This window comes from Ralstonia pickettii (assembly GCF_001699815.1).
Classification (GTDB): Bacteria; Pseudomonadota; Gammaproteobacteria; order Burkholderiales; family Burkholderiaceae; genus Ralstonia; species Ralstonia thomasii.
In genome coordinates, this window is record NZ_MCGB01000076.1 from 31916 (window position 1) to 58041 (window position 26126).

Annotated in this window: 18 protein-coding genes; 8 read left to right on the forward strand and 10 right to left on the reverse strand. The window is 58.8% G+C overall.

Translation table 11 applies throughout. From position 1 onward, the window contains the following. Window positions 1–6: 6 nt before the first annotated feature. A complete protein-coding gene (locus tag BEK68_RS15750) occupies window positions 7–792 on the reverse strand; it encodes an SDR family NAD(P)-dependent oxidoreductase (RefSeq protein ID WP_012435373.1) in 786 nt (261 codons plus the stop codon). Continuing rightward, complete coding sequence (locus BEK68_RS15755) at window positions 785–1993, reverse strand: capsule biosynthesis protein (RefSeq protein ID WP_012435374.1); 1209 nt, start codon at window positions 1991–1993, stop codon at window positions 785–787. The genes BEK68_RS15750 and BEK68_RS15755 overlap by 8 nt, the downstream gene beginning before the upstream one ends. A gap of 385 nt (window positions 1994–2378) precedes the next feature. Here BEK68_RS15755 and BEK68_RS15760 point away from each other — a divergent pair, with 385 nt between their 5' ends. The 4 genes from BEK68_RS15760 (at window position 2379) to BEK68_RS15775 (ending at window position 6371) form a co-directional block, all read left to right on the forward strand. Further along, the gene (locus tag BEK68_RS15760; RefSeq protein ID WP_249262929.1) at window positions 2379–3533 is read left to right on the forward strand and encodes a hypothetical protein; all 1155 of its coding nucleotides are present in this window, start codon (window positions 2379–2381) and stop codon (window positions 3531–3533) included. An 18-nt stretch (window positions 3534–3551) separates the two neighbouring features. Further along, window positions 3552–4343 carry an ABC transporter permease gene (locus BEK68_RS15765; RefSeq protein WP_009240830.1) on the forward strand — a complete coding sequence of 264 codons (792 nt, stop codon included), beginning with the start codon at window positions 3552–3554 and terminating at the stop codon, window positions 4341–4343. Beyond that, a complete protein-coding gene (locus BEK68_RS15770; RefSeq protein ID WP_009240829.1) occupies window positions 4340–4993 on the forward strand; it encodes an ABC transporter ATP-binding protein in 654 nt (217 codons plus the stop codon). The genes BEK68_RS15765 and BEK68_RS15770 overlap by 4 nt, the downstream gene beginning before the upstream one ends. An 82-nt stretch (window positions 4994–5075) precedes the next feature. Continuing rightward, the gene (locus BEK68_RS15775) at window positions 5076–6371 is read left to right on the forward strand and encodes a glycosyltransferase family 4 protein (protein WP_027693117.1); all 1296 of its coding nucleotides are present in this window, start codon (window positions 5076–5078) and stop codon (window positions 6369–6371) included. Window positions 6372–6513: 142 nt separating this feature from the next. Here BEK68_RS15775 and BEK68_RS25015 read toward each other — a convergent pair whose 3' ends face one another. From BEK68_RS25015 to BEK68_RS15805, 7 genes are all read right to left on the reverse strand, one after another. Continuing rightward, entirely contained in the window at window positions 6514–7104 is a 591-nt protein-coding gene (locus BEK68_RS25015; protein ID WP_249262930.1) for a CatB-related O-acetyltransferase, read from the reverse strand. 137 nt (window positions 7105–7241) lie between these two features. Further along, a complete protein-coding gene (locus BEK68_RS15780) occupies window positions 7242–8357 on the reverse strand; it encodes a glycosyltransferase family 4 protein (protein ID WP_012435378.1) in 1116 nt (371 codons plus the stop codon). Next, window positions 8354–9247 (reverse strand): NAD-dependent epimerase/dehydratase family protein, encoded by an 894-nt coding sequence (locus tag BEK68_RS15785; protein ID WP_012435379.1) that lies wholly within the window; start codon window positions 9245–9247, stop codon window positions 8354–8356. The genes BEK68_RS15780 and BEK68_RS15785 overlap by 4 nt, the downstream gene beginning before the upstream one ends. 3 nt (window positions 9248–9250) lie before the next feature. Next, window positions 9251–10285 (reverse strand): GDP-mannose 4,6-dehydratase, encoded by a 1035-nt coding sequence (gene gmd / locus BEK68_RS15790; RefSeq protein ID WP_012435380.1) that lies wholly within the window; start codon window positions 10283–10285, stop codon window positions 9251–9253. Window positions 10286–10489: 204 nt separating this feature from the next. Next, window positions 10490–14689, reverse strand: coding sequence for a glycosyltransferase (locus BEK68_RS15795; RefSeq protein ID WP_198135792.1), 4200 nt, complete (start codon window positions 14687–14689; stop codon window positions 10490–10492). Continuing rightward, window positions 14686–17325, reverse strand: coding sequence for an FkbM family methyltransferase (locus tag BEK68_RS15800; protein ID WP_012435382.1), 2640 nt, complete (start codon window positions 17323–17325; stop codon window positions 14686–14688). Before BEK68_RS15800 ends, BEK68_RS15795 begins: the two co-directional genes overlap by 4 nt. 208 nt (window positions 17326–17533) lie before the next feature. Further along, on the reverse strand, window positions 17534–18700 hold the full coding sequence (locus BEK68_RS15805; RefSeq protein ID WP_012435383.1) for a polysaccharide biosynthesis/export family protein: 1167 nt from the start codon (window positions 18698–18700) through the stop codon (window positions 17534–17536). 147 nt (window positions 18701–18847) lie between these two features. Here BEK68_RS15805 and BEK68_RS15810 point away from each other — a divergent pair, with 147 nt between their 5' ends. The 3 genes from BEK68_RS15810 (at window position 18848) to BEK68_RS15820 (ending at window position 23519) form a co-directional block, all read left to right on the forward strand. After that, window positions 18848–20002, forward strand: coding sequence for a glycosyltransferase family 4 protein (locus BEK68_RS15810; protein ID WP_012435384.1), 1155 nt, complete (start codon window positions 18848–18850; stop codon window positions 20000–20002). Beyond that, window positions 20003–22018, forward strand: coding sequence for a capsular polysaccharide biosynthesis protein (locus tag BEK68_RS15815; protein ID WP_012435385.1), 2016 nt, complete (start codon window positions 20003–20005; stop codon window positions 22016–22018). Between the two features lie 76 nt (window positions 22019–22094). Further along, window positions 22095–23519: a mannose-1-phosphate guanylyltransferase/mannose-6-phosphate isomerase gene (locus BEK68_RS15820; protein WP_012435386.1), complete on the forward strand. Its 1425-nt coding sequence runs from the start codon at window positions 22095–22097 to the stop codon at window positions 23517–23519. A 104-nt stretch (window positions 23520–23623) separates the two neighbouring features. Here the strand turns inward: BEK68_RS15820 and BEK68_RS15825 are convergent, their stop codons facing one another. After that, window positions 23624–24727, reverse strand: a complete 1104-nt coding sequence (locus BEK68_RS15825; RefSeq protein ID WP_012435387.1) for an SDR family oxidoreductase — start codon at window positions 24725–24727, stop codon at window positions 23624–23626. A 764-nt stretch (window positions 24728–25491) separates the two neighbouring features. On the opposite strand from BEK68_RS15825, the gene BEK68_RS15830 reads away from it, so the two are divergent. Beyond that, a complete protein-coding gene (locus tag BEK68_RS15830; RefSeq protein WP_012435388.1) occupies window positions 25492–26115 on the forward strand; it encodes an NmrA family NAD(P)-binding protein in 624 nt (207 codons plus the stop codon). Window positions 26116–26126 lie beyond the last annotated feature (11 nt).

Consider the following 26126-nt stretch of genomic DNA (forward strand, 5'->3'; position numbering starts at 1 on the left):
GCTGCGTTAACGCTCTGCCCGGGGCAGGTAGGACAGCCGGTCCAGGATGCGGTCCCCCAGCCGTGGAGGCAGCAGTGGCAGCAGGCGCATACCCAGCGCCAGCAGCGCCGGAAATGCAATCTCCGCTCGCCCCGCATCCAGCTTGGCGCGGATGTGGCGAGCCGCCTTGTCAGCTGACCACAGGAAAGGCTTATCGCCGGGGAAGACGTCGCTCATCGCCGTCTTGACGAAGCCGGGAAAGACCAATGACAGGAGCACCCCGTCCGCCGCCAGCAACGGTCGCACCGATTCTCCATAAGCCTTGATTGCCGACTTGCTCGCGCAATAAGCCGGCGAGATGGCCATGCCGCGAATGGCCGCCAGCGAGCTGATCACCGCCACATGGCCACGCTTGCGTGCACGCAGGCGTGCCAGCACAGGCAACAGCGTATGAAACGCCCCATAGAAGTTGGTGTCGAAGACCTCGCGTGTGCGCGCAAGGTCTTCCCAGTCGCTGGCCGAAGACAATGTATTTGCCACGCCAGCGTTTGCGATCAGCAGGTCGATCGGGTGCGCATCGTCGAATGCCGTCAGCCATGCGGCGACGGCCCCAGCGTCACGGACGTCCAATTGCGCAGTGATTACGGTGGCGCCGGCCTGCCGGCACTGATCGGCGCAGGCTTCCAACCGCACTGCATCGCGCGCAACCAGTCCGAGCGTGACGCCGGGTGCCGCGTATGCGCGAGCTAGTGCCTGGCCAATGCCTGCGCTGGCGCCGGTGATGACAATGCAATGGGCGCGGCGGTCAGTCATGGGCCGCAGCCTCCAGCCGCTTCACCGCGCCGGCCGTGGCCATGGCGATGCCGGTGCGTGTGTAAAAGTCGCCGTTGATTTGCGTGTGGTGCACTAGGTAGTCCAGGAACGCCTGGTACAAGGCCATGTCCGGTTCGTCCGCTTCTCGCCAGAACGTATCCAGGTTGCCTTGCCAGGTCATGCCTTCCATGTCGTAGATCGCCGTTCCCAATGCCTTCAGCGGCCGGCGGTGGTGCAGGGCAGACAGCCCGACCGTGCTGTTGACCACCACCACGCCACGCGCGTGATCGAGCAAGGTCGGCAGGTGGCCGGCATCGATGAACTCAAGGCGGTCTGCCATGCCGAGCGCTTTTGCGGCTTTATTGGCGTAGTGGCGATACTCGATCAGCCCTGTGTCAAGCGGATGATTCTTGATGACCAGAAGCGCATCAGCAGGCGCATGCGCGGCGAACGAGGCAAGCACATGGTCAATCGCCTGCCGGATGCCATCGAACGGCGAGTGGGTCTGGATCTGGGAGTCCGAATTCAGTTGCAGCGGAAACAAGTAGTAGGGCAGCTTCTTTGCGAGCAGGCGCTCCGTCAGCCGTTCCGCTTCAACCCGATACTGGCGCTCCTGAAGCAGGCGCCGGGCCAGCCCCGCGTATTCGCGGTAGCCGTTATGGGGGCGATGGCTTTGGTAGTGCGGAAAACGGCTGGCGTACAAGGCATTTGCCATGCGGTAGCGGATGTCGTGGTAAGCGCGTTCGTAGAGGTTGTAGCCAGTGTTTTGGCCAGGAGCGTGACGCGGCGTTACTGCGCGGTGCTCGCGATACCACGCCGGGTCGCGCGGCAACCGCGAGCGACCATTCACGCCGTGCACTTCCATGGTAAACCAATGAGGCCGGACATAACCTTCTTCGAATACGTTCACGCGAATATTATTTCGCTCGGCACTCGGATATACAGGCTGATGGATTTTCCTGCAATCCCCAAAGAGTAGGAGGTCGGTAAAGCTACCTGATTTGAGTAGGTCGGAATACCAGCCAGAAAGGGCATTTAGTTCACCCGTGTAATTGCACCCTCTCTCGATGCCGGTATAGGCGAGATCGCCCCCGCAGAAGTTCACCCGCTGCACATGGTGTCCGCGTGAGCTCAGAGCGGACAGCAGTTGGCGGAAGAAAGGCGATGCCGTGCCTTGCAGGGCGAGAAACGATCGGCGCATCTGTTGGGGCGTGCAGCAGCCTAAGTATCAGGGAAGAGGGATGAGGCAGTCAGATCTGCAGGGCGAGGCAAAGCTCGCTTCGGTGACAGTCCGAGCAGGGCAGGAGGATACCCTAGGCGGCAATGTCTCGTAAGGGGATGCCCTGGAGGCGTTGTTAATCTGATGCGTTTGGCGGCGGCGCGCAATAGCGCCGTCATGAGGCCCTGGCTATAATCAACTCCCCTCAATTGTGGAATTGCGAACGCGTCATGCGGCCGTCATATTGGGGTGGTAACGCGCAGATAAGTCTGCGTTTATTGATGGATCGCCCGGCGTTGAGCGCGTGCTCAGCTTCAGGGTACCGGCCTGGCGCACTGCGTCGGGATGCACTGCATTGGAAAATACGTTGGATACGGTACTGAGAGAAGACACGGCCGCTGAGGCGACCAGAAGCAGAAGTGGGCTTTGGCAGCGTTTGAAACGCGTTAACCGGCTCTTTCTCGGCACTGTTGTTGTGCCAACCGCGCTCGCGACGCTCTACTTTGGCGTTGTTGCGTCCGATATCTACGTTTCTGAGTCGCGCTTTGTGGTGCGCAGCCCGCAGCGGCAGAGCCAGAGCGGCAGCCTGAGTGCGCTCTTGCAGGGCACCGGCTTCTCGCGGGCGCAGGATGACACCTATCCGGTGATCGATTACATCGAATCGCGCGATGCCCTGGGCGAGCTGAACCGAAACAACTATATCCTCGACGCCTACGGCAACCACGGCGACATCCTGAGCCGGTTCCTGCGGCAGTTCGACGATAGTTTTGAAGCGCTCTGGAAGTACTATAACAAGCGCGTGGTCACGGTGGAGTTCGACTCCACCTCCGCGATCACCACGCTGCAGGTGCGCTCGTTCTCCTCGCAGGATGCGATCAAGATCAATGAGTCTCTGCTGGAACTGAGTGAACACTTGATCAACCGCATGAACGAGCGCGCCGCGAAAGACATGGTGCAGTTCGCGCGCGCCGAGGTCGATGCGGCTGCGGCCAAAGCCAAGGATGCAGCGGCGGCGCTGGCGGCCTATCGTAAATCGAACACCGTGTTCGACCCCGACAGGCAGTCGGCCTTGCAATTGCAGCAGGTAACTACGCTGCAGGCGCAACTGTTCAGTGCGCAGACGCAGCTGTCCCAGCTACAAGCCATTGCGCCACAGAATCCGCAGATTCCGGTGCTGAAAACCAATATTGCCGCAGTGGAAAAACAAATCCAGGAGGCAACGGGCGGTGTAACGGGGGGCAAGGGTTCGCTGTCGGATAAGGCCGCCAACTACACCCGCCTTCAACTCGACTCGCAGTTTGCCGACAAACAGTTGGCATCGGCGATGGCGGCGCTGGAGAATGCCCGCGCTGAAGCGCAGCGCAAGCAACTGTACCTGGAACGTCTGGTGCAGCCGAATCAGCCGGATGTGGCGGTCGAACCGAAGCGGTTGAAGCGGATTTTCGAAATTTTCGCCCTGGGCATGCTGGTGTGGGGGGTTCTCAGCTTAGTGCTTGCCGGCGTTCGCGAGCATCACGATTAAGGTAGAGAAGAGACCTGCATGCGACATGACACGCCATTGCTGAGATCATTCCAGATCCAGTTGCGCGTGGTGGGGGCTTTGCTGATGCGCGAAATCCTTACCCGCTACGGGCGGCACAACATCGGCTTCCTGTGGGTGTTTTTCGAGCCGATGATGTTCACCTTGGGGGTGACAGCGCTATGGACGTTGAGCAAAGCCACCCATGGTTCCAGTTTGCCTATCACCGCGTTTGCTGTAACTGGATATTCCTCGGTACTGGTCTGGCGAAACAGCGCAAGCCGTTGCGCGTTGGCGATTGAGCCTAATCAGAGCTTGCTGTATCACCGTAATGTCCGGGTGATCGATCTGTTTTTGTCGCGCGTCATTCTGGAGATTGCCGGGGCGACCATTTCCTTTTTGTTTTTGACAACGCTGTTTGTTACCTTGGGCATGATGGAGCCGCCGGCTGATATCACGCAGATCATTGGCGGCTGGATCTATCTGTCCGTCTTTGGCATTGGGCTGGGTTTTATCGTCGGTGCGCTAAGCGAGCGGAGTGAAGCTGCTGAACGGATCTGGCATACCGTCGCCTATCTGCTATTTCCGCTTTCGGGGGCGCTGTTCATGGTCGACTGGATGCCAAGGGCCGTCCAAAAGTACATTTTGCTGCTTCCGATGGTTCATGGCGTCGAGATGGTACGCGGGGGCTATTTCGGTGCGCTAGTCAAGCCCCATTACGACATCGGTTACATGGTCGTTGCCGATCTGGTGATGCTGTTGGTCGGTCTGTTTTTCGTGATGGACGCCAGCAAGCGAGTGGAGCCGGAATGATCGAATTGGCGAATCTCTCCAAGATCTACCATACCCGTCAGGGTCGGCGCACTGTTCTGGACGGGATCAACCTGCGCGTCGCCAAGGGAGAAAAGATTGGTGTTCTCGGCCGCAATGGCGCCGGGAAATCCACGATGATTCGCATGATCAGCGGTGCGGAACTTCCCTCTGCAGGTAAGATTCGCCGCGGCATGAGTGTGTCCTGGCCCCTGGCATTTGGTGGCGCATTCCAAGGTAGTCTGACCGGCATGGACAATCTGCGCTTCATCTGCCGGGTGTACGGCAGCGATGCCAAAGCGGCAGAACCGTTCGTGCAAGAGTTCTCCGAATTGGGGTACTACCTGCGTGAGCCGGTAAAAACCTATTCGGCAGGCATGCGAGCCAGGCTGGCGTTCGCCATTTCCATGGCCATTGAGTTCGACTGCTTTTTGATTGATGAAATCATCGCGGTGGGCGATAGCCGGTTCCATAGCAAATGCCACCGCGAACTATTCGAAAAGCGCCGCGACCGTTCGCTGATCATCGTCAGCCATGACGCCGGCTATATTCGCGAACACTGCGACAGCGCGGCCGTCCTGGTGCAGGGCAAGCTGCATACCTTCGAACAAGTCGACGACGCATATGCCTTCTACCAGGAAAGCGTTGGCTAACTTGGTCGTGCCCTGCGCTTAAGGGGATGGCGTTGCGGCTAAGTTGGTTTTTTTCTTATCCTGCCCAGCAAGACAGGACTTCATGATTCGCCGTCGCAGCCTTCTTGAAATCTACCTGTTGCTGCGATTGGCTCAATGGTGGCCACATCGGTGGGTGAACGCCGCCCGGGTTGCCGTCCAGTCTCGCACCGCCAGCAAGGCAGCGCCAGGATCGGACGGTAGACCACGGCAACTGCTGGTGGATGTATCCATTATCGCCCGCAATGACGCAGGCAGTGGCATACAGCGTGTAGTGCGGGCACTGCTGCTGTGCGTACTCCAATCGCCTCCCGATGGGTTTATCGTGCGCCCGGTGCAGGCTACCCGCAAGCAGGGCTATCGTTATGCCGACAACTATCTTGTCAAGCTGAGCGGACAACCACGCTCCGACTCTTCAGATAGTGAGGTGGTTCAGGTCGCTGCAGGCGACGTGTTCCTTGGGCTGGATCTGACCAGTCGCATTTTGCCCCGGCGGCAGAGTGAACTGCTGCGCTGGCGCCAGCAGGGCGTCAAGCTGGTCGTCGTGGTGTATGACCTGTTGCCGGTACTGCATCCTGACTGGTTTACGCCGATTGCACGCAAGGCCTTCCCGCGCTGGCTGGCGACGCTGGCTGTGCATGCTGATGCATTGTTTTGCATCTCGGCATCAGTGGCAAAGCAGGCGGATGATTGGCTGCGCCGGCAATACAGCATGCAGCCGGCCGCTTTGCCAACGCGGTGGTTTCACCTAGGGGCCGATTTGGTCGCCAGCCAGTTGCCGTCCAACCAGGGAGAAAGCCCCAGGTACGCCCAGTTTGAAGAGGGCTCGGGCCCCGTCATCTTGATGGTGGGGACGATTGAACCGCGCAAAGGCCATGCGCAAGTGCTGGACGCGCTGGACATCCTGTGGGAGCAGGGTGGGAATGTGAAGCTGGTCATTGTTGGCAAGCCGGGCTGGCATATGGAGGCGATGGCTGCCCGCTTGCGGCAGCACCCCGAGGCCGGTAAACGCCTGATTTGGCTAGAGCGGGCAGGCGATGCTGAGTTGAGCCACCTCTATTGCCGTTCAAATGGTCTGGTGATGGCGTCCGAGGCCGAGGGCTTTGGGCTGCCTCTGGTGGAAGCTGCACAACATGGCATACCGTTACTTGTGCGCGATATTGAAGTATTTCGGGAAATAGCTGGCGCCCATGCCAGCTATTTTGCCGCCGGCACAGGTGCTGAACTTGCTCCTGTGCTCGCGCGCTGGCTCGATCAGCTACAGGCGGGTAGTGCACCCGATAGCCGGTCCATGCCGTGGCTCACGTGGTCCGAAAGTGCCATGCAGCTCAAAAAATTGCTGGCCACCTTGCCCTGGTAAGCGAGTTAAGCTCGCATGGTCTCGGCTTTGGACAAAGCGGCATCTCTCTCGGCTGCAGCGACATGCGTTGCATCACTGCATAAGCTCGCCGTCGTTGGTCAGGTTTGCGCCGCCAACGTGCACATGAATGTCAGGTTGCAGACTAGTGTACGGATGAACAAGGACTTGATACTCCTCGCTTTTCCCCTGCAAAGGCCAAGAGTGCATCAAGATCGCCAGAACACAGATATTCTGCAGCTTCTTCAATGTGTTCTCGTGGCCAATTCCACCAGCCGAGTTTCAATAGTTGTTCAATCTGCGGCTCGCTAAAGCGCTTTCTGATTAATTTTGCCGGGTTACCTGCAACAATGGCGTAAGGCGGCACATCACTCGCGACAACAGTACGGGCCCCGATGACTGCGCCATCTCCAATTTTAACTCCGGACAAAATTGTTGCACCATGACCGATCCATACATCGTTCCCAATTGTCGTTGTTTCAGCGTCATCGCCACAATCGGCGGACCAGTCCTCAAATGATCCCTTACCCAAATAGAGCTTCAGAGGATGCATTGTCAGATAGCCCATGGGATGGTTGCCGCCGGCAAAAATAGTCACGTCGTGCGCGAGGCAGCAATAGTTGCCAATGACTATTCGATTATTCGCATGATGTGGGCGGATAATTGGCGGAGAGGACGCATAGGTGCCTTTACCTATCGAAACCCTGATATCTTCTGAAACTAAATCACTGATCATATAAAGTCGGCTCCGTTGGCTGAGTGGCTCAGTGTGACCTTGCAAACGCAGGAGCTCGGCGAAGAGCATGAGATAAGACGGACTTCACTGGCGGTTCGATAACACCTCGCCCGCACGGTACATCATCGCGCCACCCATCACGCGAACTGCCGGCACACCTCCAGCGTACCCGCCGCACAGCGGGCCCAACTGTGCTGCTGGGCCACTTGCAGTCCGCGTTCCACTGCCTGCGCGCGCCATGCTTCGTCGGACAAGACCTTGGCGATCCCTTCACACAGCGCGGCGTGATCATCCGGCTGCACCAACCAAGCGGCGCCGTCGGCGACCTCCGGCAGCGACGAGCAATCGGACGTCAGCGTCGGTACGCCACTGGCAAGGGCTTCCAATACGGGAAGGCCGAAGCCTTCATACACCGAAGGGTACAGGAAGGCCCGCGCACCAGCGTACAGCAAGGGAAGGACGGGCTCGGGCACGAAGCCCAGGTAGTGCAGCCATCCCTCGCTCTGGCCGCGCGCAATCTGCTCCTGCAAACCGTCGCTCAGCCAGCCCTTGCTGCCTGCCAGCACAAGCGGACAGCTCTCGCGCAATGCCGAGGGCAGGGTGCCGTAGGCAGTGAGCAGGCGGTCGACGCGCTTGCGCGGCTCCAGTGTTGAGACGCAAAGCGCATAGGCTCCCGGCGCCAGGCCATACTGCTCTAGCGCCGCACGCAGTTCTGCGTGCGGACGCGGCCCGAATTCGGTCGGCACCCCAAGCCTGATTGCGGTGACCTTGTCACGCGGCCAGCCAAAGTATTCCACCACCTCTGCACGAACCGCCTCGGAATCGGTGATCAGATGTGCAGCCCGCTTCAGTGTGGAAGCAAAGCCTTGCTCGAAATGCCGCAAGCGCTCCGCCGGATGGGTCTCGGGGTACTTGAATACGGACAGGTCGTGCACCGTGACGATGCCGCCATCCACCGCATCGGGAAGGAAATAGTTTGGCGAATGAAATACATGGCTTCGCATTTGGCGCCGCATGTTCCAGCGGCGCCAACTGGCAGGCATGCGGGGCAGCAAGCCCTTGCGCCGACGCGGCTGCGCTGTGGCAGGCTGTAGCAGCGAGGCAGGATCCTCCACCCAGCGGCCGGCAAAGAAGAAGCGCGCTTGGTCCAGTCCGATTTGCGGCAGGGTGTAGTGCCTGGCCAGTTCCCACGTGTAGCGGCCGATGCCCGTCAATGGTGGCACGATCGCATCCACCGCAAGGATCAGCTTCATTCTTCGGCTTCCAGCATCCACTGCAGTGTGTCGCGCAACGCAATGGTGGGCTGCGCGCCAATGGCCTCACGCAACTTGGCGTTGCTACCGATCAGCGTGTGCACTTCGTTGGCGCGTACAAAGGCCATGTTCACCTTGATCTCCGGCTGGTATCCGGCGAGATCGCACATCATGGCCAGCACATCCTCCAACGCATAGCCAGTACCCGAACAGACATTGAAGGTCTGGCCCGCGAATTGCTCGTCGAGCAAGCGCCCATAGGCGGACACAACGCTGCGCACATCGGAGAAATCGCGGACGACGTGCAGATTCCCCAGTTCTAGGACAGGCTTGCGCTCGCGGAAGTGCGAGACGATCTTCGGCAGCAGGAAGTTGGGCGACTGTCCTACCCCTGTGTAGTTGAACGGCCTCACGATGGTGATTGGCAGCTTGTCTTCCCACAGCCTGGCCATGTATTCCATGGCCAGCTTGCTGACCGCGTAGTCATTGGCAGGCGCAGCGGGAGTGGACTCGTCAATCACCTCGCGGTCTGCATTGCCGTAGATGTTGGCGCTGCTGGCCAGCAGTACGGACTTTGGCCGACAGCCCGACGTATGGATAGCATCCAGCAGATTGCGGGTGCCCACCACATTGGTCTCGTAGATTGCCCGGGCGTCGCCATGGGCAACAAACGCAATGGCGGCGAGGTGCACCACCGCCTCGGGCTGCTCTCGGGCGAGCACCTCCGTCAGTGCCGTGCGGTCAAGCAGGTCGCACACATGCACACGCACCGACGCCTCGGGCGCCGGTGTGTGTGCCAGGCCGCAGACTTCGTGACCGGCATCAAGCAACTCCTTGAGCAAGTGCTGCCCGGTGAAGCCGCGAATGCCGGTAATCAGGACCTTTGCCATGTCTTAGAACGAGAAGCCTGCCTGATTGCGCCGGACGTCTGCCTCGACCATCATCTGGCACAGTTGCTCAAGCGTCGTCTTGGGCTCCCAGCCCAGTTCTTCGCGGGCCTTGGCGGGATTGCCGATCAGCAGCTCGACTTCAGCCGGGCGGTAGAACTTGGGATTGATCTTGACGATGGCTTTGTTTGTTTTGCGATCGTAGCCGACTTCGCTCTCGGCATGGCCTTCCCACATGATTTCGGTATCGACCGCCTTGGCCGCCATCGTGACGAAGTCACGGACCGTTTCTGTACGGTTGGTGGCCAGCACGTAGGTATCTGGCTTGTCAGCCTGCAGCATGCGCCACATACCCTCAACGTACTCCTTGGCAAAACCCCAGTCGCGCTTGGCGTCGAGGTTGCCCAGTTCCAGCACGTCCAGCTTGCCCAGATGGATCTTGGCTAGGCTGTCGGTAATCTTGCGGGTCACGAACTCACGGCCACGCAGCGGCGACTCGTGATTGAACAGAATGCCGCTGCTGCCGAAGATGTTGTAGCTCTCGCGGTAGTTCACGGTAATCCAGTGTGCGTACAGCTTGGCCACGCCGTAAGGGCTGCGCGGATAGAACGGCGTGCTCTCGATCTGGGGAATGGCTTGGACCTTACCGAACATCTCGGAGGTGCTGGCTTGGTAGAAGCGAATCTCCGGGTTGACGATGCGGATTGCTTCGAGCAGGTTGAGCGGGCCGATGCCGGTGATCTCGGCCGTGGTGGCGGGCTGGTCGAACGATACGCCGACGAAACTTTGCGCGGCGAGGTTATAGACTTCGGTGGCCTTGGTCGTCTGTAGGAGGCGGATGCTGGCGCTCAGATCGGTCAGGTCGTACTCGACCAGATGTAGGTTCGGGTGCTTATCTACGCCGAGTTCCTCGACTCGCCAGAAATTGACGGAACTGGTGCGGCGGTACGTGCCGTAGACGGTGTAACCTTTTTCCAAGAGCAGTTGAGCTAGGTAGGCGCCGTCTTGGCCAGTGATGCCGGTGATGATAGCAGTGGTCATTCTTATTTCTCTGATTTTAAAGTGAAATAAATTAAATAGGGTTGGTGGGCTATTTCCTTCGTGGCAGCCTAGTTTTCCGGCTGCTGATGCAGAAGGGCGCTGCAACAGTTGCGCCGTGAGCCGTGCAAGTTAATGGAGTCATTAAATTGAGTCCAAGGGTTGCGCTGTTGCATCGTCGAAATATGAAAGGCTGAAAAAAACTATCTAGACGGATAATGGGCTATCCGCTGTATTGCAATCCGATTCTTCCTTTTTAATTTTTTTATCAATGCACGTTGAAATATCAATACGGCTCACTTCGATTTCGCTATCTTCGCTTACCCACAGACGAACTTCCAGATCGTGGCAGCCATTAAGTAACGAAACGGCAATGGGTGGTATAAGTTCTACTGGTTTGGCAGATGCGACTTGCTTCGGCAAGGTCGCCTCAGCCAAGATCGTCGTTCCACTGTCAATGCAAATGTCAAGCTTGGCGCGACCGGGGGCCCTCACGCTACCCCACACGCGAATCACGTATTGCCCTGACTGCAAGGGCAGGAAGGGGCCAAAGAGCAAATAGCCTGCCTGACCGGTCGTTCTGACCAGTCCACCTTCTTTCTTCCCCACCTGGGATCGCAGAGACGACGATGACCCCCGAAACCGAGGAGTTCTGTCCGGCATCCACTCAAAAGCCCAACGACGGTTCGATACGACGCTCATTAACTGGCGCGCGCTTTCGGACCACGTCTGCCACGGCATATTCTTCGATTGAGGTACTTCGCCACGCTGGTGTTTCTTCAGCCAGACTGAAAGTCGCGCCGATAGTTCGGCCGGGCCGTTGCCGGAGAAGTAGAAGGCATGTTCGCCCGCTACCTCGCGGAAGACAGGAATGTCGCGTGCAATAATGGGAATGCCGAACTGCGCTGCTTCGATGAGTGGCAAGCCAAAGCCCTCAGCCTCCGATGCCGCCAGCAACGCGGACGAATTAGCGTAAATCGCTTGCAGATACTCGTCGCTGACGCTGTCCAACCAGAACAGACGTTGTCCACGTTCGGGGTGGTTCCTCAGTTGTTCGGCCAGTTTTTCGACCAACCATCCTTGCTTGCCGACAATAACCAGGTTGGCTTGCACCCCCTGTTCCCACAAGTGTTCAAAAGCTGCCAACGCTTGGCCTTGTCCCTTGCGCGGCTCAAGTGTCCCCACCATGAGTATTGTTTGGCGTTTCACAAGATTTGCCAACACGTTGGTCGAGTCTTCCGGCATACCCTTTGTCGGTATGCTGGCTTCGACATCCGCTCCCAAATGAAACCAGCCGATTCCCAAAGCACGATCGCGCTTCACGCGCGATAAGTACAGCCACTCGTGAAGCTCTTCGGCGACTGTTCGAGAGATACAAATCAGACTATCCGAGACGGCCGTGATTGCGTCTACCCAGGAGTCGAATGACTCAGTCACGCCCGATTCGAAATGCTGTGAGTGAAGCAAGGGCAAGAGGTCGTACACGACAAAATGAATCCCCACGCCACGAGCGCGCCACCGAGAGTAAAAGCCAATGTCAGCCATCCTCGATGCCCGGTGGAGAGTCAAATCGAGGCCGAGAAAAGTGTCTCCGCGATACGGCTCTACGACATCGTCCGTAACCGTAGGGTCGGTATGGCCGAGCATCGCCAGCGTGTACTGACGAGCATACCTGTAGCCTAGCCATGCCCCTTCCTGCGTACTGTAGATGGGCTCGACTCGATAGCCGGGAGGCGGATTCCGCAGCAACTGGCTCAGGATAGATCGGACAACTCGCTGAATCCCTGATTTCGCATCAACCTGGACCAAGACGGAAATATCGACCAGCAACTCACGTTGTCTCAGTGACGGCGTATTGATATTGAGGTTACGTGCGGTCGTGCACAAATCATCGTCAGATGTCGCTACGTCAGTCAGATTGCCGATCGCCTCCGTCAAGCGCTGCGCTCTGGCCTTACTGCCGTAACGCGCAAATTTCTCGACGGTGGTATAGAAGCGGTGCCCCACCTTCGCGGGCGCATGCTGCTCGCGAACGAGGGCAAGCGCGCGCGCGCGCAACCGCTCGCCTGTGGTCTTGCTTTTGCGCAGTCGCTCGAGCGCAAGCACAAGTTCGCGATCTTCAAACTCGTCCGAGATTTTTATTGCTGCGTCGTCCGGGAACTCGGCCATGGTCCCATGCGCGTTGAAAATCAAGGGCAATCCATGCGCCATGCAATCTAGTGCCGCGCGGGAGGTCTCGCCACGTGTTTGCGTCCGTAGTTGTACTGCTGCATCGCCACCACAAAGGTACGCATTGAAAAGATCAGGCGGCAAGAATCCTGTGATGACGATGCGATCCTCGCACCCACTCTCCTTGATGCACTGCTCGATTTCCTTACCATAAGCGCCCGCGTCATTCGAGCCGACGAACACGAGCCGGCATTTCGGATCTTTGGCTAGGCTCGAGTTTAGGAACGCGGTTAAGAGCCGCTGATTTAGCTTGATCGGGCCAAGCATTCCGAACGAGCAGATGACAAAGTCGTCATCGTCAAAACCTAGTTGCATTCGAGCGCTCTGGCGATCCACTTGTGGGATTGCTCGTAACTGATGGATGTGTTCCATCTCGCGGATACTCGCATTGCCATAGAATTGCTCAGCAGCGGCAAACGCGAATTGCGAATGAACGATGACGCCGGATGCGCGTGCAAAGATGTCGAAATTAGCAGGATAGCGCCATACGACGCTGTCATTCTCGTCATCTACGTGCTCGATCAGAGCACGATAGCCGTGCGACGTCAGCAGGCTACGCGAAAAATATCCAGGCCACTGGTGTTGATGTTGACGCCATTGCTGCAGATGACTCAGATAGAAGTCGTGCAACACGACGGTGCCAGGATGCCTCTCAAGCAAGCCGAACATCTTCTCGTGGAAATGCGAATTTCCAAAGTTGTAGACGATTCGGTCAAATTGTTTTGCGTTCCTGTCGAACCAGTCGAAATCTCGGATTGCCAGGTTGCTGCATACCCACGGGTCGCTGACTTCCGGCTGATCGACGACGACATCAATATCATAGTAACGTGTCAGTTCAGGAAGCAGCTCTGCGCTGTAATCGGCGATGCCAGTCTTTGCAGGCGGCATGGGCGAAACGTATGCAAGGCGTGCACGGAGGGGCTTGGAGACGACAAATGTTCGCGCAACGTCGCACATCTCCGCTGCCGCTTCCATGGCGGCCAGGGCACTTTTCGCGCTGTTATCCCATGAGAATTTGGATGCTTGTTTGAGTCCGTGCTCGCGCAACGTTGCCCGAAACGCCTCGTCCTGCAACACGGCCGCAATTTTTGCCGCGATGTGGCGAGGGGTGCGCGCATCGAACAACGCATCATCGCGTCCGATCACCTCGGGGATGCTGCTATTGTTTGCGCCGATTGTTGCCGCGCCGCAAGCCATCGCCTCGAGTGCCGGCAGGCCGAATCCTTCATGCAGAGATGGAAATACGAACAATGTGCAAAGGTTGTAGAGGCCGAGCAAGTCATCCTCAGGAACGTATCCTGTGAATACCACCTCGTTGTTGGCAAGGCCTTCTTTCAAGCATAGCGCGGAAAGGCGGTCCCGATCCGCCTGTTGAATGGAGCAGACAATCGCAAGCTGATTGTCCCGGCGCAGTTCCGCTGGCAGCATTGCGTATGCAGCGATCAGACCTTCAATGTTCTTACGATGATCGATCCCGCCCGTGTACATCAAGAAGCGCTCTTTGAGACCGTAACGAAGGCGCAGTGACGATTTAGCTGCGTCCCCTAATACAACTGGCCGGAAAGACGAATCGATCGCAGTTGAAATGTTAAAAACCCGTTCTGGCGGGAGCTGAAGTGCATGAATGCCTTCTTGTCGGCTCGATTCCGAAATTGCCAGCAGCAAGTCACTGCGTTTAGCGAACTGCAGTTTTCGATAGTACCAATCTCGTACCGTTGCATTCTCGAGATATGGTTTGGGATTCAGCAGAGGGATCAGATCGTATAGCGTCACCGCGTGAGGTGTAATCTGATCGAGATGACCAATCGACGTCACCGCGTCTTCGACCAGACCCTCAAACAGACTGCTGACGTGAACGAAGTCCGGCTGCAAGTCTGCGATGAAAGCCTCCCGCATACGCTCTGACACCTGACGGCGCCACGTGTTGGCCGCATCAATGTCCGCGACCGGCGTCGTAACCTCGAATGTGCAGATGTGATCTTGCGGAATCAGTCCCTCAAATGCGGCTCGAATCGGTTCAATGGTGTTGAGGTAGTGCCCATTCAACGCGAGCCAGAAATCGTGTTTGCTCCCATTCTTCACCATCGCTTGCGCGAGCGCCATTGAATACCGGCCGATACCACGATTCCTGCTACCGGCAGTCTGGCAAGCTTGCAGGTCAATCACAATTCGCATCATGCGACTCCCTTGGCATGAATGGCAGCAGACTTCTTAAGCTGAAGATAGATTTCCCGCGCGCGTGGCGAGAGTTGCTTGAGACTTTCGAACTCAGGCGGTCGGATGCCGTCGGTAGCTGCGGCGACTTCGCTCGGATTCGATGCGTCACCTAGATCGGCACCTACTGAGTGAACTTGCTGCATGACCACGTGGTGTAGGCTGGCCATTGCTTGTTCGAGTTGCACAAAGCGGTGCCGGTTTTCGTCGCCGAGGACACAGATTTGATTTTCGATCGCGTTCAATTTCTGGTGATTGACGCCAGGGCCTTGGACTCCTATCAAAAAACCAAGCAACGAGCCGATCACGGGAAGCTTGAGGTAGCGATAGGGCGTCACTACTGCATCCAAGCCCGCAAGGGGTGATGCGCCACGTGCTTTCCCCTCTGGAGAGAGGCGAAGCTGTGAAAGAATCTCTATTTTGCCAACCCCTTGACGCACGCGAGCTAGGTAGTAGCGCAAACCTTCCGGGTCGGGCTCCCGGCCAAGTAAGGTTATGTAAGCACAAAAGACGAAGTCCTGATCGTGGTACGACAAGAGTTCATCCAGCGTGTGTGCTGTTGATAGACGGTTCATGGGGGGGGTGATCGCTAAGGCAGAAATTGGGGTCTCACTCGAGTGTTGTTGGGTGAGAGCAGATGTTGGGGCTGGTGCTGCAGGCTGAGCTTCTGGAGGTGAAAATATCGGCGCCGCCTGAGTTCGCGGCAGTGGCAAAGGGGTGAACAACAGGGAGCCAATCCAGCGCACTGGTGCCGTGAGACGCCATGCGAAAGAGGTGTGAATCGCATCTAACGATGCCTTAAGCGCCAAGGTTGTATGTTGTGCTGCCGCCATTTGCTCTCTGAGCTGCGCCTCGAGTGTCGCATGGGCCTGCGTCAGTTGGATAAGCTCTGCCTGCGTGCTGGAAATTTCCTGGTCAAGCTGTCGTTCTCGATCACGGCCGCGCGCTTCGGCGCTACGCAATTCTGCGTATGCGGTCAGAAGTTGTTGAACCAATGCCTGGTCGCGCTCGGCATGCACTCGGGCTTGTTCGCCGACGGCTTGCTGGGCGTCGCGGTGAACCTGCTGAAGTTCTCGGGAAAATTCGCTTTCCCGTTGCGCCAACGAATGGAGCAGTTCTTTAACTTCCAGTCGAAGTTGGCCGATTTGCTCGGTCAACGCGTATTCGCGCTCGGCCCCTTCGTGACGCAGAGTCCGCTCTAGCTCCGCGTGGACGCGGGCTTGTTCGGCAGTGATCTGCTCGACCTCGCGCCGGGTTTGTAGCAGTTCTCTGGCAAAGTCGCTTTCCCGCTGCGCTACTGAGCGCAGTAGGGCTTCCATCTGCTGCCGAACCTGGAGGTTGTGCTGGGTCAGTACTTGTTCCCGTTCGATTCCCTCCTGGGCCAGCCGTCGCAGCTCGGCTTGGCTCGCGGAAAACTGGTCGGCCAGGGCTTGTTCGCCATGTTGGCGGGTTTGCATGAGTTCTTGGGAGAACTCTTTTTCCCGCTGTACCAAGGTGCGCAGCAGCTCGTCCACTTCCTCACGGATTTGGGCAGCCTGCCGTGTTAGCTCTCTTTCGCGCGCAGCCCCTTCCTGCATTAACTGACGAAGCTCCGTCTCGCTGGCTTGGAGTTGCTGGAGCAGAGATTCGACCCGATTAGCATGGTCGCGCATCAGCGATTGTTCTTTCTCGACATTGGCGCGGCCCTGATCAACCAGCGTGGACTCGAGCTGGTGCACGGCATCGTTCGCTGCTCGTAACTGTTCCCCCAGGGCCTGCTCTTGTTTGGTGTGAAGCTCCTGTTGCGTAGCCAATGCGTCGGTCAGGCGCGTGATTTCTTGCTGGGCAGTGTGTTTTGCCTGGGCCAGCTCCGCCTGCGCGCAGTCAACTTGTGCTTGATGGTGTTCCTGCACCAGGTGGCAAAAAGGGGCGCTGGCAGTGCCGTTAAGCGCAAAGCCATCGAACACATTCGGCCCTGCGCGGAACGCTTCGCGCAGTTCGGGGTGGCCGGCAGAGACGTAGTAGCGGTTAAGTCCGTCGAAATAGGCGTGTTCGTAGTCGCGGCCAAGCAGTAGCGGTTCCCAATGTGAGTGGGATTCGATAGTTGTTAGCGGAAGCGTACTTTCCACTATGACTATCCATGGCCGGGCTAGTGACTGCCCCCAGCCTTCCAGCACCTGCCGTTCGAATCCTTCGACATCAATCTTGAGCCAGTGGATGTCGCGTGAGCCGGCATGTTCAAACACATCGGCCAGGGTGAGGCAGGGAACTGTGGTTTCACGGGTTTGGAAGCCCTGCTGCTTGTGGCGCTCGGCAATGGTGGCATCCGCCGTAGACAGGCCGGTTTCGGGGATTTCGTAAAACGTCAGCGTGCCATGGGTGTGGGTCAGGGCGGCCTGCAGAACGGTTTCGTCCGGGCGATCCTGTCTCAGCAAGGTGGCATAGGTGCTGGTGGGTTCCACATGAATGCCGCGCCAGCCATGCTCGTAAAACGCTTTACTGACGGAATCGATAGTGGGGTGCTGGGCGCCCACATCGATATAGAAGCCTTCTGCTACGTGCCCCAAGGCACGCCATAGCATGACGTCTTCAAAGTTCTGGGCGTAAGAAATAATACTCATGCTATTACATCCGGGCAGCACTCATGCCGTCACGTCCGACGTCCACTGAGGTGCCGCGGCCGGAACTGTCATCAAACCAGTTGTCTTGGTAGACCAAATTCCCAAAATGCTGAGCAATTGCAGGGCGGTACCCGCCCGGGCAAGCGCTCGAGAGCTGAGGCACGGTATAGCCAGCCCCCATTTAGACTGGCTACCGAAGCAAACAGAATTACTTGAACGTATTCACCGTAGTCACCACCGGATAAGCCACGGAAAACACTACATTCAAGAACTTCTGCAGCTCAGCAATCGGTGCATTCGACACGTACAGCAAATCCTTGTTATCCATCACAAACGTCTGCGCTACAAAAAAGCTGCCGGGGTCCTTTAGGTTCAAACGGTAGACCACCGGCACCTTGCCGTTCTGTGTGGTGCGCACCGGCTGGCGCGGCCAGGGCAGGGCGTTGGCATCTTCAAAGCGGAAAATGAACACGCCCCGCGCATCGGCGCGAGAGTCTTCCAGGCCGCCGGCACGGGCAATGGCCTGGGCCAGCGTAATGCCTTGCGCTTCGAAATTGATTTCCTGGTTTTTGCCGGTGGCACCCAGCGCAGTAAAGCTGAGGGGCTGGAATAGCGCGGTTACGACGTCACCAGCACGCAGCGGCACATTCTGGCGCGGGTCGCGAATGATGGTTTGCAGCGGCAGGGTTTGAGCCGCGTTGCCGCGGGTGACTTGAATCGTTATCTTGTCTACCGGCTGGCGCACGCCGCCGGCACTGGCCACGGCATCAAGCAGCCGTTCACCGCGTGCAGTCAGTTGCATGCGGGTGCTGGTGGCAACGTCGCCCACTACGGTCACGTAGGAGGTAACGTTCTTGGACAGCCGCACCAGCACCTGGGGCTGGTTGGCCTTGCCTTTCAGGGCGGCGGTAATGTCCTTTTCCAGTTGTGTGGTGGTGCGCCCGGCGGCCTTGATTTGCCCGGCAAATGGGACATTGATATAACCGTCGCCGCTGATCATCTGTTCGGGTAGCACGGAGACGCGGGCGTTGCTTGGCGCAACACGCGGGTCCATGCCGGTGGCGCCAAACAGGGTGGCCGGCGGGGCTTCCCAGACGGAAACTTCAATGACGTCGCCCACGCCCAGTTGCTGCTGGAATTGCGCCCCGCCCCCCAACGTCCGGGCAAAGTCGGCGGTCTGGCGCTCGGCCAGAAGACGCTGGGCCACTTCTTCGGTCACGTCTACGATCTGGATTCCGGCTGTGACGGACGCATCGGTGGCGGCGTCGGTTACCTGCGATCGGGTTGGGCCGGAAGAGGGGACGGACGAACAGGCGGTAAGGCTGGCAATGCCGACAATCGACACTGCCGAAAGCAAGGCGGGCAGGCTGCGCATTCTGGAGAAGGTTCTTGAGGTCAAGCAAAACTTTGCAAGTATCACATGCCCGTCGCTAGAATATGCAGCCCTTTGGCAATTTTCCCGCAAAAGTCGTTGGCATATTTTTACTCTCCACCCGCTAATTCATGCATTCGTAATAAAGCTGTGCTACCGATATTCTTAGACGTCACGCGGCTTCTGGACAGGCTGGCCAAACAGACTCTGCCAACTGGCGTGGATCGCGTTGGCCTTGCCTACATCCGCCACTATGCATCCCGCGCGCGTGCCGTACTGAGCGAGCGCGGATTTTATGTCGTATTGCCGGAGCGGGAATCGGCGCAGGCATTTGAGTTGTTGCTAAATCAGGACGCCACCCGTTGGAGGGATGCTCGGCGACTGATGGTGCGTGCTATTCTCGGCGCGCTGCGTCGGGAGCGATTTGCTCGGGGGGTGCTGCTGCATACCAGCCATTCCGGGTTGGAATATTGCCGGTATTTTCAATCACTGGCGAACCGGAATATCCGTACGGTTTTCATGCTGCACGATTTGATTCCGCTCACACACGCTGAATATTGTCGCCCAGGAGTGCGGGAGCTCCATCGGGAGCGGATGCGTGTGGCGCTTCGCCATGCGTCTGGTGTTATCGCTAATTCCAAAGCTACGCTCGATTCCTTAATCGAAGAAGCGCGATGGGCCGGATGGCCGTTGCCGAAGACGGTAGTGGCGCGTCTGGCTTCAGGCGTGCCGGCTGCCAACGTAGACGCGCGCCCGCTCGCGCAGCCGTATTTCGTCATGCTGGGCACAATTGAGCCGCGCAAGAATCACTGGTTTTTGCTCCATGTCTGGCGCCGTATGGTCGAGGAACTGGGTGAACGTGCCCCGACGTTGGTTGTCATCGGGCGGCGAGGGTGGGAGTGCGAAAACGTGGTGGATATGCTGGAACGCTGTGTGGCCCTGCGCGGCAAAGTCATAGAAGAGGCCAATTGTTCCGACCAGCGCCTCTACAACTATCTGCATCACGCCCAGGCCCTGCTGTTCCCATCTTTCGTGGAAGGCTACGGCATGCCGCTGGCCGAAGCACTGTCAATGCGGGTGCCTGTGATTGCCAGTGATCTGCCGGTGTTCCGGGAGATCGCAGGCGAGATACCGGACTATCTCGATCCGCTTGACGGCCCTGGCTGGATGGCGCGCATTTTGGAATATTCCACGGCGAATAGCGTGCGGCGCGCGAGCCAACTGATCCGCATTGAAGGGTTCCGCGAGCCCACATGGCAGCAGCACTTCGAGGTAGTTGATCAATTTATCGAGGAGCTGGCGTAAATGCGCGACATGGGCGCGGTTGCCGGGCCTGTGCCTCAGGTCGCCTCATACCTGCGTGGCGTGACGCGGGGCTGGCGCACGCTTGGCTCCATCGCGGGCGTTGCCGGTGGTGTATGGGGCGAGCGGCGGGTGGGGCGGGCAGTGCTCCGGCTCAAACGCTGCATTGATTCGACCACACCGACTTTGCTTCCAGGTCCGATCTGGTCGGAATGCAAGCTCGGGGAGCCGATGCTGTCTTGGTTCGTGCTGCCCGGGCCAGGTGGCGCGGGTGATCCGATGGAACAGGCCGTGCAGGGATTGCTTGCCAGCGTCGATAGCCTGGGGACCTCGCCGGAACTGCCTGACCTTATGGCGCGCATGGTCGCCGCCCGTGCGGACCTTGCACGCAATGCCACGCCTGTTTGTCCACCGGAGTTAATGCAGCCGCATAGTAAGCCGCGCGTGTTACTGATTGACCAGCAATGCGGTTGGGGCGCAACGAGGGCCGCGTTTGCGCGCATGGTGGCGGCGGCACAGAGCGAGCACCCCGGCGCAGAAATCTGGATCTGGCCCGCTGCCCGTGGCGCTGCGGGCGGGCTGTCCGGAGCGGGTGATCTGCCTACAGGCACGCGCAGAATTGCTGCGGGTTTCAGTTTTTTCGCCACGCTGTCACATATTGACCATACATATACGGTGAGCGCGCCCGAAGGCATGCAGGCTCTGTTGGCTGGCATACCTGTGCGCGTGTTTGGTCGCCCATACTATGCGGGCTGGGGCCTGACAACGGATGATCTTCCGATGCCGGACCGCCCCCACCGCCCCACACTCGCCGCATTGTTCGACGCGGTCTATCTGCGACTCGCGCGCTATCTTGACCCCGAAACCCATGGTGTTGGCACGCTGGAACGCTCGCTTGACAGCATTGAGCTGCAGCGCACGGTGCGTGCGCGCTATGCAGATTGCGAGCGAGTGGCGGGGGTGCGTTTCCAGCTATGGAAGCGGTTTTTCGCCACACCATTCCTGATGGCTGGCGGGAGCAAATTGCGCTGGGCGCGCGTGTCAGAAAAGATAGAGCACGGGGAGCGTGTGGCGCTGTGGGGGGGCAAGAGCACGGAGGGCATTCCAGCGAGTGCACCCATGTTGCGCATGGAAGATGGTTTCTTCCACTCCGACGGACTTGGCTCCGACATGAATGCGCCGTGCAGCCAGGTGCTCGATCGGGAGGGGCTGTATTTCGATGCGCGCACCCCGAACGAACTGACGCATACCCTGAACAGCGCGCAATTCGATGATGCGGAACTTGCTCGAGCGGCGGCTTTGCGTGAGTTGATAGCTCGCCTTGGCGTCACGAAGTACAACCTCGGCCGGCGCGCGCCGGGCTGGAACGCACCGGCCGGCAAGACGGTCATCCTCGTGGCTGGCCAGGTGGCCGACGATGCGTCGATCCGCTTCGGCACCGGGGCACTCGGCACGGCTGAAGCGCTGCTCGAAGCGGTGCGCAAGCGCAATCCAGATGGCTTCATCGTCTACAAGCCGCATCCAGATGTGTTGTCCGGCAACCGGCAGGGGCTGGTGCATGCCCACGAATTGGCCGACATTGTCGACGCCGAGTCCGACGTGGTCTCGTTGGTCGATTGCGCCGATGAGGTGCACGTGCTGTCATCGCTCGTTGGATTTGATGCTCTGCTGCGAGGCAAGCGCGTCTTCACCTATGGGTTGCCGTTCTATGCAGGCTGGGGGCTGACACAAGATGCGCTGGAGCAGCCGTGGCGGCAGCGCAAGCTGACGCTCGACATGCTGGTGGCTGGTGCGTTGCTGCGCTACCCAATCTATTGGGACTGGCGCACCCGGCTGTTCACCACGCCGGAAGCGGTGGTGCGCAAGCTCGGATCAACGGCAGCACGCCCGCTTGGGCGGATTGCGGATGACTGGAAGCGGCCGCTGCGCAAGGCGTGGCGCTGGAGCCGGAATGCGGCGTGGTACGGATATTGGGCCTGGGCGCAACGTCGGCAGGCGCGCCTGCGTGGAGTGCTGTAGCGGGGCAGGTGGCGACGAGCGTTGCGATGGGCCAAATGCATTGATTGAGTGAGTGGTAGTCCTTGAGGGAGTTGATATGAATATTTACCCCGTCATTCTGTGTGGCGGAAGCGGTACCCGTCTCTGGCCAATGTCGCGCGGCGGCTATCCGAAACAGTATCTGAAGCTCGTCGGCGAACACACGCTGGTGCAACAGACGGCGCTGCGCCTGCGCGGTATCGGCAATGTGGCCGCCCCGATCGTGATCACCAATGAGGAGCAGCGCTTTCTGGTGGCCGAGCAACTGCGCAGCGTCGACGTGAAACCGTCGGCAATCGTGCTTGAGCCGGTCGGCCGCGATACGGCGCCAGCCGTAGCCGTGGCGGCCCTGCTTGCATCGCAGGCAACGCCCGATGCGCTGCTGCTGGTACTGCCGTCGGATCACGTGATCGAGGACGACGTGGTGTTCGGCAAGCTCGCCACGGTTGCAGCCAGTGTCGCCAAGGATAACTTCTTGGTCACTTTTGGCATCGAGCCCACCGAGCCGCATACGGGTTACGGCTACATCCGCGGTGGCGAAGCGCTGGTTGCAGTCGATGGCACGTACCGGGTGGAGCGTTTTGTGGAAAAGCCGGACGCGGTGACCGCCGCCCGCTTGCTGGAAGAGGGTGGGTACTACTGGAACAGCGGCATGTTCATGCTGAAGGCGGCCGCTTACCTGGACGAACTCCGCCAGCATGCGCCCGAGATTCTCCGTCAAGCAGAACTGGCACTGAACGCCGCCAAGCGCGACGCTGATTTCGTGCGGCTCGATGCAGAGGCCTTCGGCGCCAGCCCCAAGCTGTCGATCGACTACGCCGTCATGGAAAAAACGGCACATGCTGCCGTTGTGACGGCGGCTGGCCTGGGCTGGAACGACATCGGTTCGTGGACGGCTCTTGCCGAGATCGCCAACGTCGACGACAACGGCAATGCGTTGTTTGGGGACGTGCTGGTCGAGGACGCGAGGAACACATACGTGCGGGCCGAGCACCGCATGGTGGCGGCGGTGGGCGTCAACGACCTGGTGATTGTGGAAACCGCCGATGCGATTCTGGTGTCGCACCGTGACAGAGCGCAGGACGTCAAGAAGATCGTCGAGCGTCTGAACAGCTCGGGCCGTCACGAGTCGGTCACGCACCGCAAGGTGTTTCGCCCTTGGGGTTCATATGAGGGCATTGACCAAGGCGAGCGCTTCCAGGTCAAGCGCATCATCGTCAATCCGGGCTCGTCGCTCAGTCTGCAAATGCATCACCATCGTGCAGAACATTGGATCGTGGTGTGCGGCACCGCCAAGGTATTCAACGGTGATCAGGTGATGCTGCTGTCGGAAAACCAGTCAACGTATATACCGCTAGGCGTGACGCATCGCCTGGAAAACCCGGGCAAGATTCCGCTTGAGCTGATTGAAGTGCAATCCGGATCCTACCTTGGCGAGGACGATATTGTTCGCTTCCAGGATCACTACGGGCGCGTTGCTTAGGCGAGCTCACGACTGCAAAGACTACCTCGCGCACGCGCCCACGGGCGCATGCCGAGGGCGGTGAGGCTACTGTTGGTCTGGTGGTTTGGTTTAGTTGGGGACGCTTATTTGTAGTCCCACTGCATCTGCTCGGTGATCGACACGGCGTCCGACGTGTCGAGGCAGCGGTCTAGATAACTGAGCAGCGAGCGCGGCTGAAAGCCCGTCTCTGTTACCAGTCGCGTGTTATCGAACACGTAGCTCATGCTGGCGAACTTGGCATATAGGTGGATGGATCGCGCGACCAGACGCACGTTGCCATCTTCGGTCAAGCGCAGAAATTTGCGAGCCAGCGCCTTCTCCTCGATTTTTTCCTGATACACGTAATCGGCCAGTGCCTGGGCATCTTCTTCCGGGCTCGCGCAGCGCTTGACGCGCGGGTACAGCGTGGCGATCTGCTCCGAATGCGCGTCGCCAGCGCTGATGTGATACAGGTCGTGCGCCAGCATCGGCTTGAGCGCCAGCCGCACGATGGCCTCGGCGCAATCGTCCACGGGGAGGATGTCGATACGGTCGCCCAACCGGCAACTGAAGGTCTCCAGCAGGGCGACCATGCGCAGCATCCAGAAGATGCTGCCAGACGGCGCGCAGCCCAACTGGCTGTGGCCGACTACGATGGACGGTCGGACTACCACCAGCGGCAACTCGGGATACGCTTCGCGCAGCTTCAGCTCGGCCATCCCTTTGGAATAGGTGTACTGCACCGCGTGTTGCTCAAGCGGCGGCACGTTCCAGCTTTCCTGCACGTGGCGGTCAGCAAGTTTGCCGCACGACATGCCGGTGCCAACCTGCAGAAAGCGCTTCAGCCGTTTGCCTTGGACAGCCTGCCTGCCCAGTGCCAGCACGCCACCCACGTTGGTTTCCCACAGCGACGGATGGTTGGAAAACGTCGCCAGCGCGGCGCAGTTGATGATGATTTCCGGGTCGCCAAGCGCGGTGGCGGCCGCATTGCGCAAGTCGAACGGCACGATTTGCGCTTCGCTAATGCCATCCAGCACCGTCTTCGGCAATTGAAAACGGCGCAGGTTGTTTCGCAGGCGCACGAGCCCGTCGGCGGGGGTGCCGCCGCGCACCGCAAATCGGGTGTCGCGCAGCAAACCCTTGTCCGCAAGGTTGGCGGCAACAGCGCCGCCTACAAAACCGGTCGCGCCGGTTAGCAGAATACTCATGCCTGAGACTCGAAAATTCGTCGCGTTGCGCAAAGGTACTTGCTCATCCGCGAGAAATGTAGGTTGCCGCCGTTATCGATATTGGCGCAGATGCGCTTGTCAGAGTCCGGTGACCAAACCGGATGTCGCCTCGGGGCTGGCCAGCCCGGAAAGGCATCGCCAAATCCAGGAGACGTATACGCTTGATGCTTTCGGCTCGCCAAGCGGTAGTCAAGCATGCTGCCGGGATCAGCGCCAAGCATCTGATTTTACAAGAATGTAGCCTTTCGGTCCCCTTTAGGGTGGCGTGTTTGCTTACCCCTCGTTGATAGGGTTGATTTCATGCGTGCAGTACCGTGCCGTTGGAGGTCTTGCTCGTGGTGATCTCTGGCGGTGTGTTGCTGGCGTTGTAGATGTCGACCGGCCCTTCCAGCCGAGCTGGTTTGGCTTCGTTCGGTAGGCTTCATCAAGAGAGCGATTGAAGTCAGGATGCTGGTAGGTACGGCTACAAGCCCTAGCGACACAGCCGCAGCGTCGTTGGATCGTCACCGGATTCACAAATCGAATTTCCCAACACAATCGGTCAAAGCCATCCACCCGAAGGGATGCAACTGCCGCCCCGCATACGCAGCGCATCGTTCGCAAATCTCTTGAGCAGTGGCGCGCGCGCCTTGCCCTTTCGTGCGCTGGAGAGGGCTCCATATAGGCATGGAAACTCCTCCTCTCGAATCGTTACGCACATATCAAACTGAATCGCCCCGGGGCGATTCAAGTTCCGTACGCAAGTGACTTTCATCGACGCCTGTAGAGCGGCTGGCGTTCATCACCTGATCAAGCTATCCGGACTGAACGCAGGACGAGAAACGACGTTCGTGTTCAGCAACATGCACAAGCGGATCGAAGAGCACCTGCGAGGTAGTGGCATGGCGTGGACGAGCCTGAGACCCACGGGTTTCATGCAGGAGTACATTTTTGAAGCACCGAGCATCGTTAACGATGGCTCGCTGTATCTGGCGCTCGACAACATCAAGCTGAGTCCGGTTGATTTGATGGACGTTGGAAAAGTTGGATTCCAGTTGCTTCGTGATGGCGGCTACCATGGGGAGGTGCTGCCCATGACGGGCCCCGACCTTTTGAGCATGGCTGACGTCGCCCAGCATTTGTCGACAGCAACGGGTCGCAAGGTACGGTATGTGCCCATCAGTCCGCTCGAGCGTTGGCGCGCCCTGGTTGCGGCTGGTATTCCTACGGAGGTGGCCGACGCGCTGGACAAGCAAGTCCACGAGCGGCTCCAGGGCGGGTCTGAGTCGACCATTGAACTATCGACGCACAAGCGCTTCAACGTGTTGCCGACGTCTTTTAGCCAATTTGCCGAACGGCATGCCATGGACTTTGGCGCAGGCCAGTAAAGCGGGAACAA

Bases quoted from the DNA above. Each gene is read 5' to 3' on its own strand.
- BEK68_RS15750 (WP_012435373.1), bottom strand. From the start codon at position 792: ATGACTGACCGCCGCGCCCATTGCATTGTCATCACCGGCGCCAGCGCA.
- BEK68_RS15755 (WP_012435374.1), bottom strand. From the start codon at position 1,993: ATGCGCCGATCGTTTCTCGCCCTGCAAGGCACGGCATCGCCTTTCTTC.
- BEK68_RS15765 (WP_009240830.1), top strand. From the start codon at position 3,552: ATGCGACATGACACGCCATTGCTGAGATCATTCCAGATCCAGTTGCGC.
- BEK68_RS15770 (WP_009240829.1), top strand. From the start codon at position 4,340: ATGATCGAATTGGCGAATCTCTCCAAGATCTACCATACCCGTCAGGGT.
- BEK68_RS15775 (WP_027693117.1), top strand. From the start codon at position 5,076: ATGATTCGCCGTCGCAGCCTTCTTGAAATCTACCTGTTGCTGCGATTG.
- BEK68_RS25015 (WP_249262930.1), bottom strand. From the start codon at position 7,104: ATGATCAGTGATTTAGTTTCAGAAGATATCAGGGTTTCGATAGGTAAA.
- BEK68_RS15780 (WP_012435378.1), bottom strand. From the start codon at position 8,357: ATGAAGCTGATCCTTGCGGTGGATGCGATCGTGCCACCATTGACGGGC.
- BEK68_RS15785 (WP_012435379.1), bottom strand. From the start codon at position 9,247: ATGGCAAAGGTCCTGATTACCGGCATTCGCGGCTTCACCGGGCAGCAC.
- gmd (WP_012435380.1), bottom strand. From the start codon at position 10,285: ATGACCACTGCTATCATCACCGGCATCACTGGCCAAGACGGCGCCTAC.
- BEK68_RS15795 (WP_198135792.1), bottom strand. From the start codon at position 14,689: ATGATGCGAATTGTGATTGACCTGCAAGCTTGCCAGACTGCCGGTAGC.
- BEK68_RS15800 (WP_012435382.1), bottom strand. From the start codon at position 17,325: ATGAGTATTATTTCTTACGCCCAGAACTTTGAAGACGTCATGCTATGG.
- BEK68_RS15805 (WP_012435383.1), bottom strand. From the start codon at position 18,700: ATGCGCAGCCTGCCCGCCTTGCTTTCGGCAGTGTCGATTGTCGGCATT.
- BEK68_RS15815 (WP_012435385.1), top strand. From the start codon at position 20,003: ATGCGCGACATGGGCGCGGTTGCCGGGCCTGTGCCTCAGGTCGCCTCA.
- BEK68_RS15820 (WP_012435386.1), top strand. From the start codon at position 22,095: ATGAATATTTACCCCGTCATTCTGTGTGGCGGAAGCGGTACCCGTCTC.
- BEK68_RS15825 (WP_012435387.1), bottom strand. From the start codon at position 24,727: ATGAGTATTCTGCTAACCGGCGCGACCGGTTTTGTAGGCGGCGCTGTT.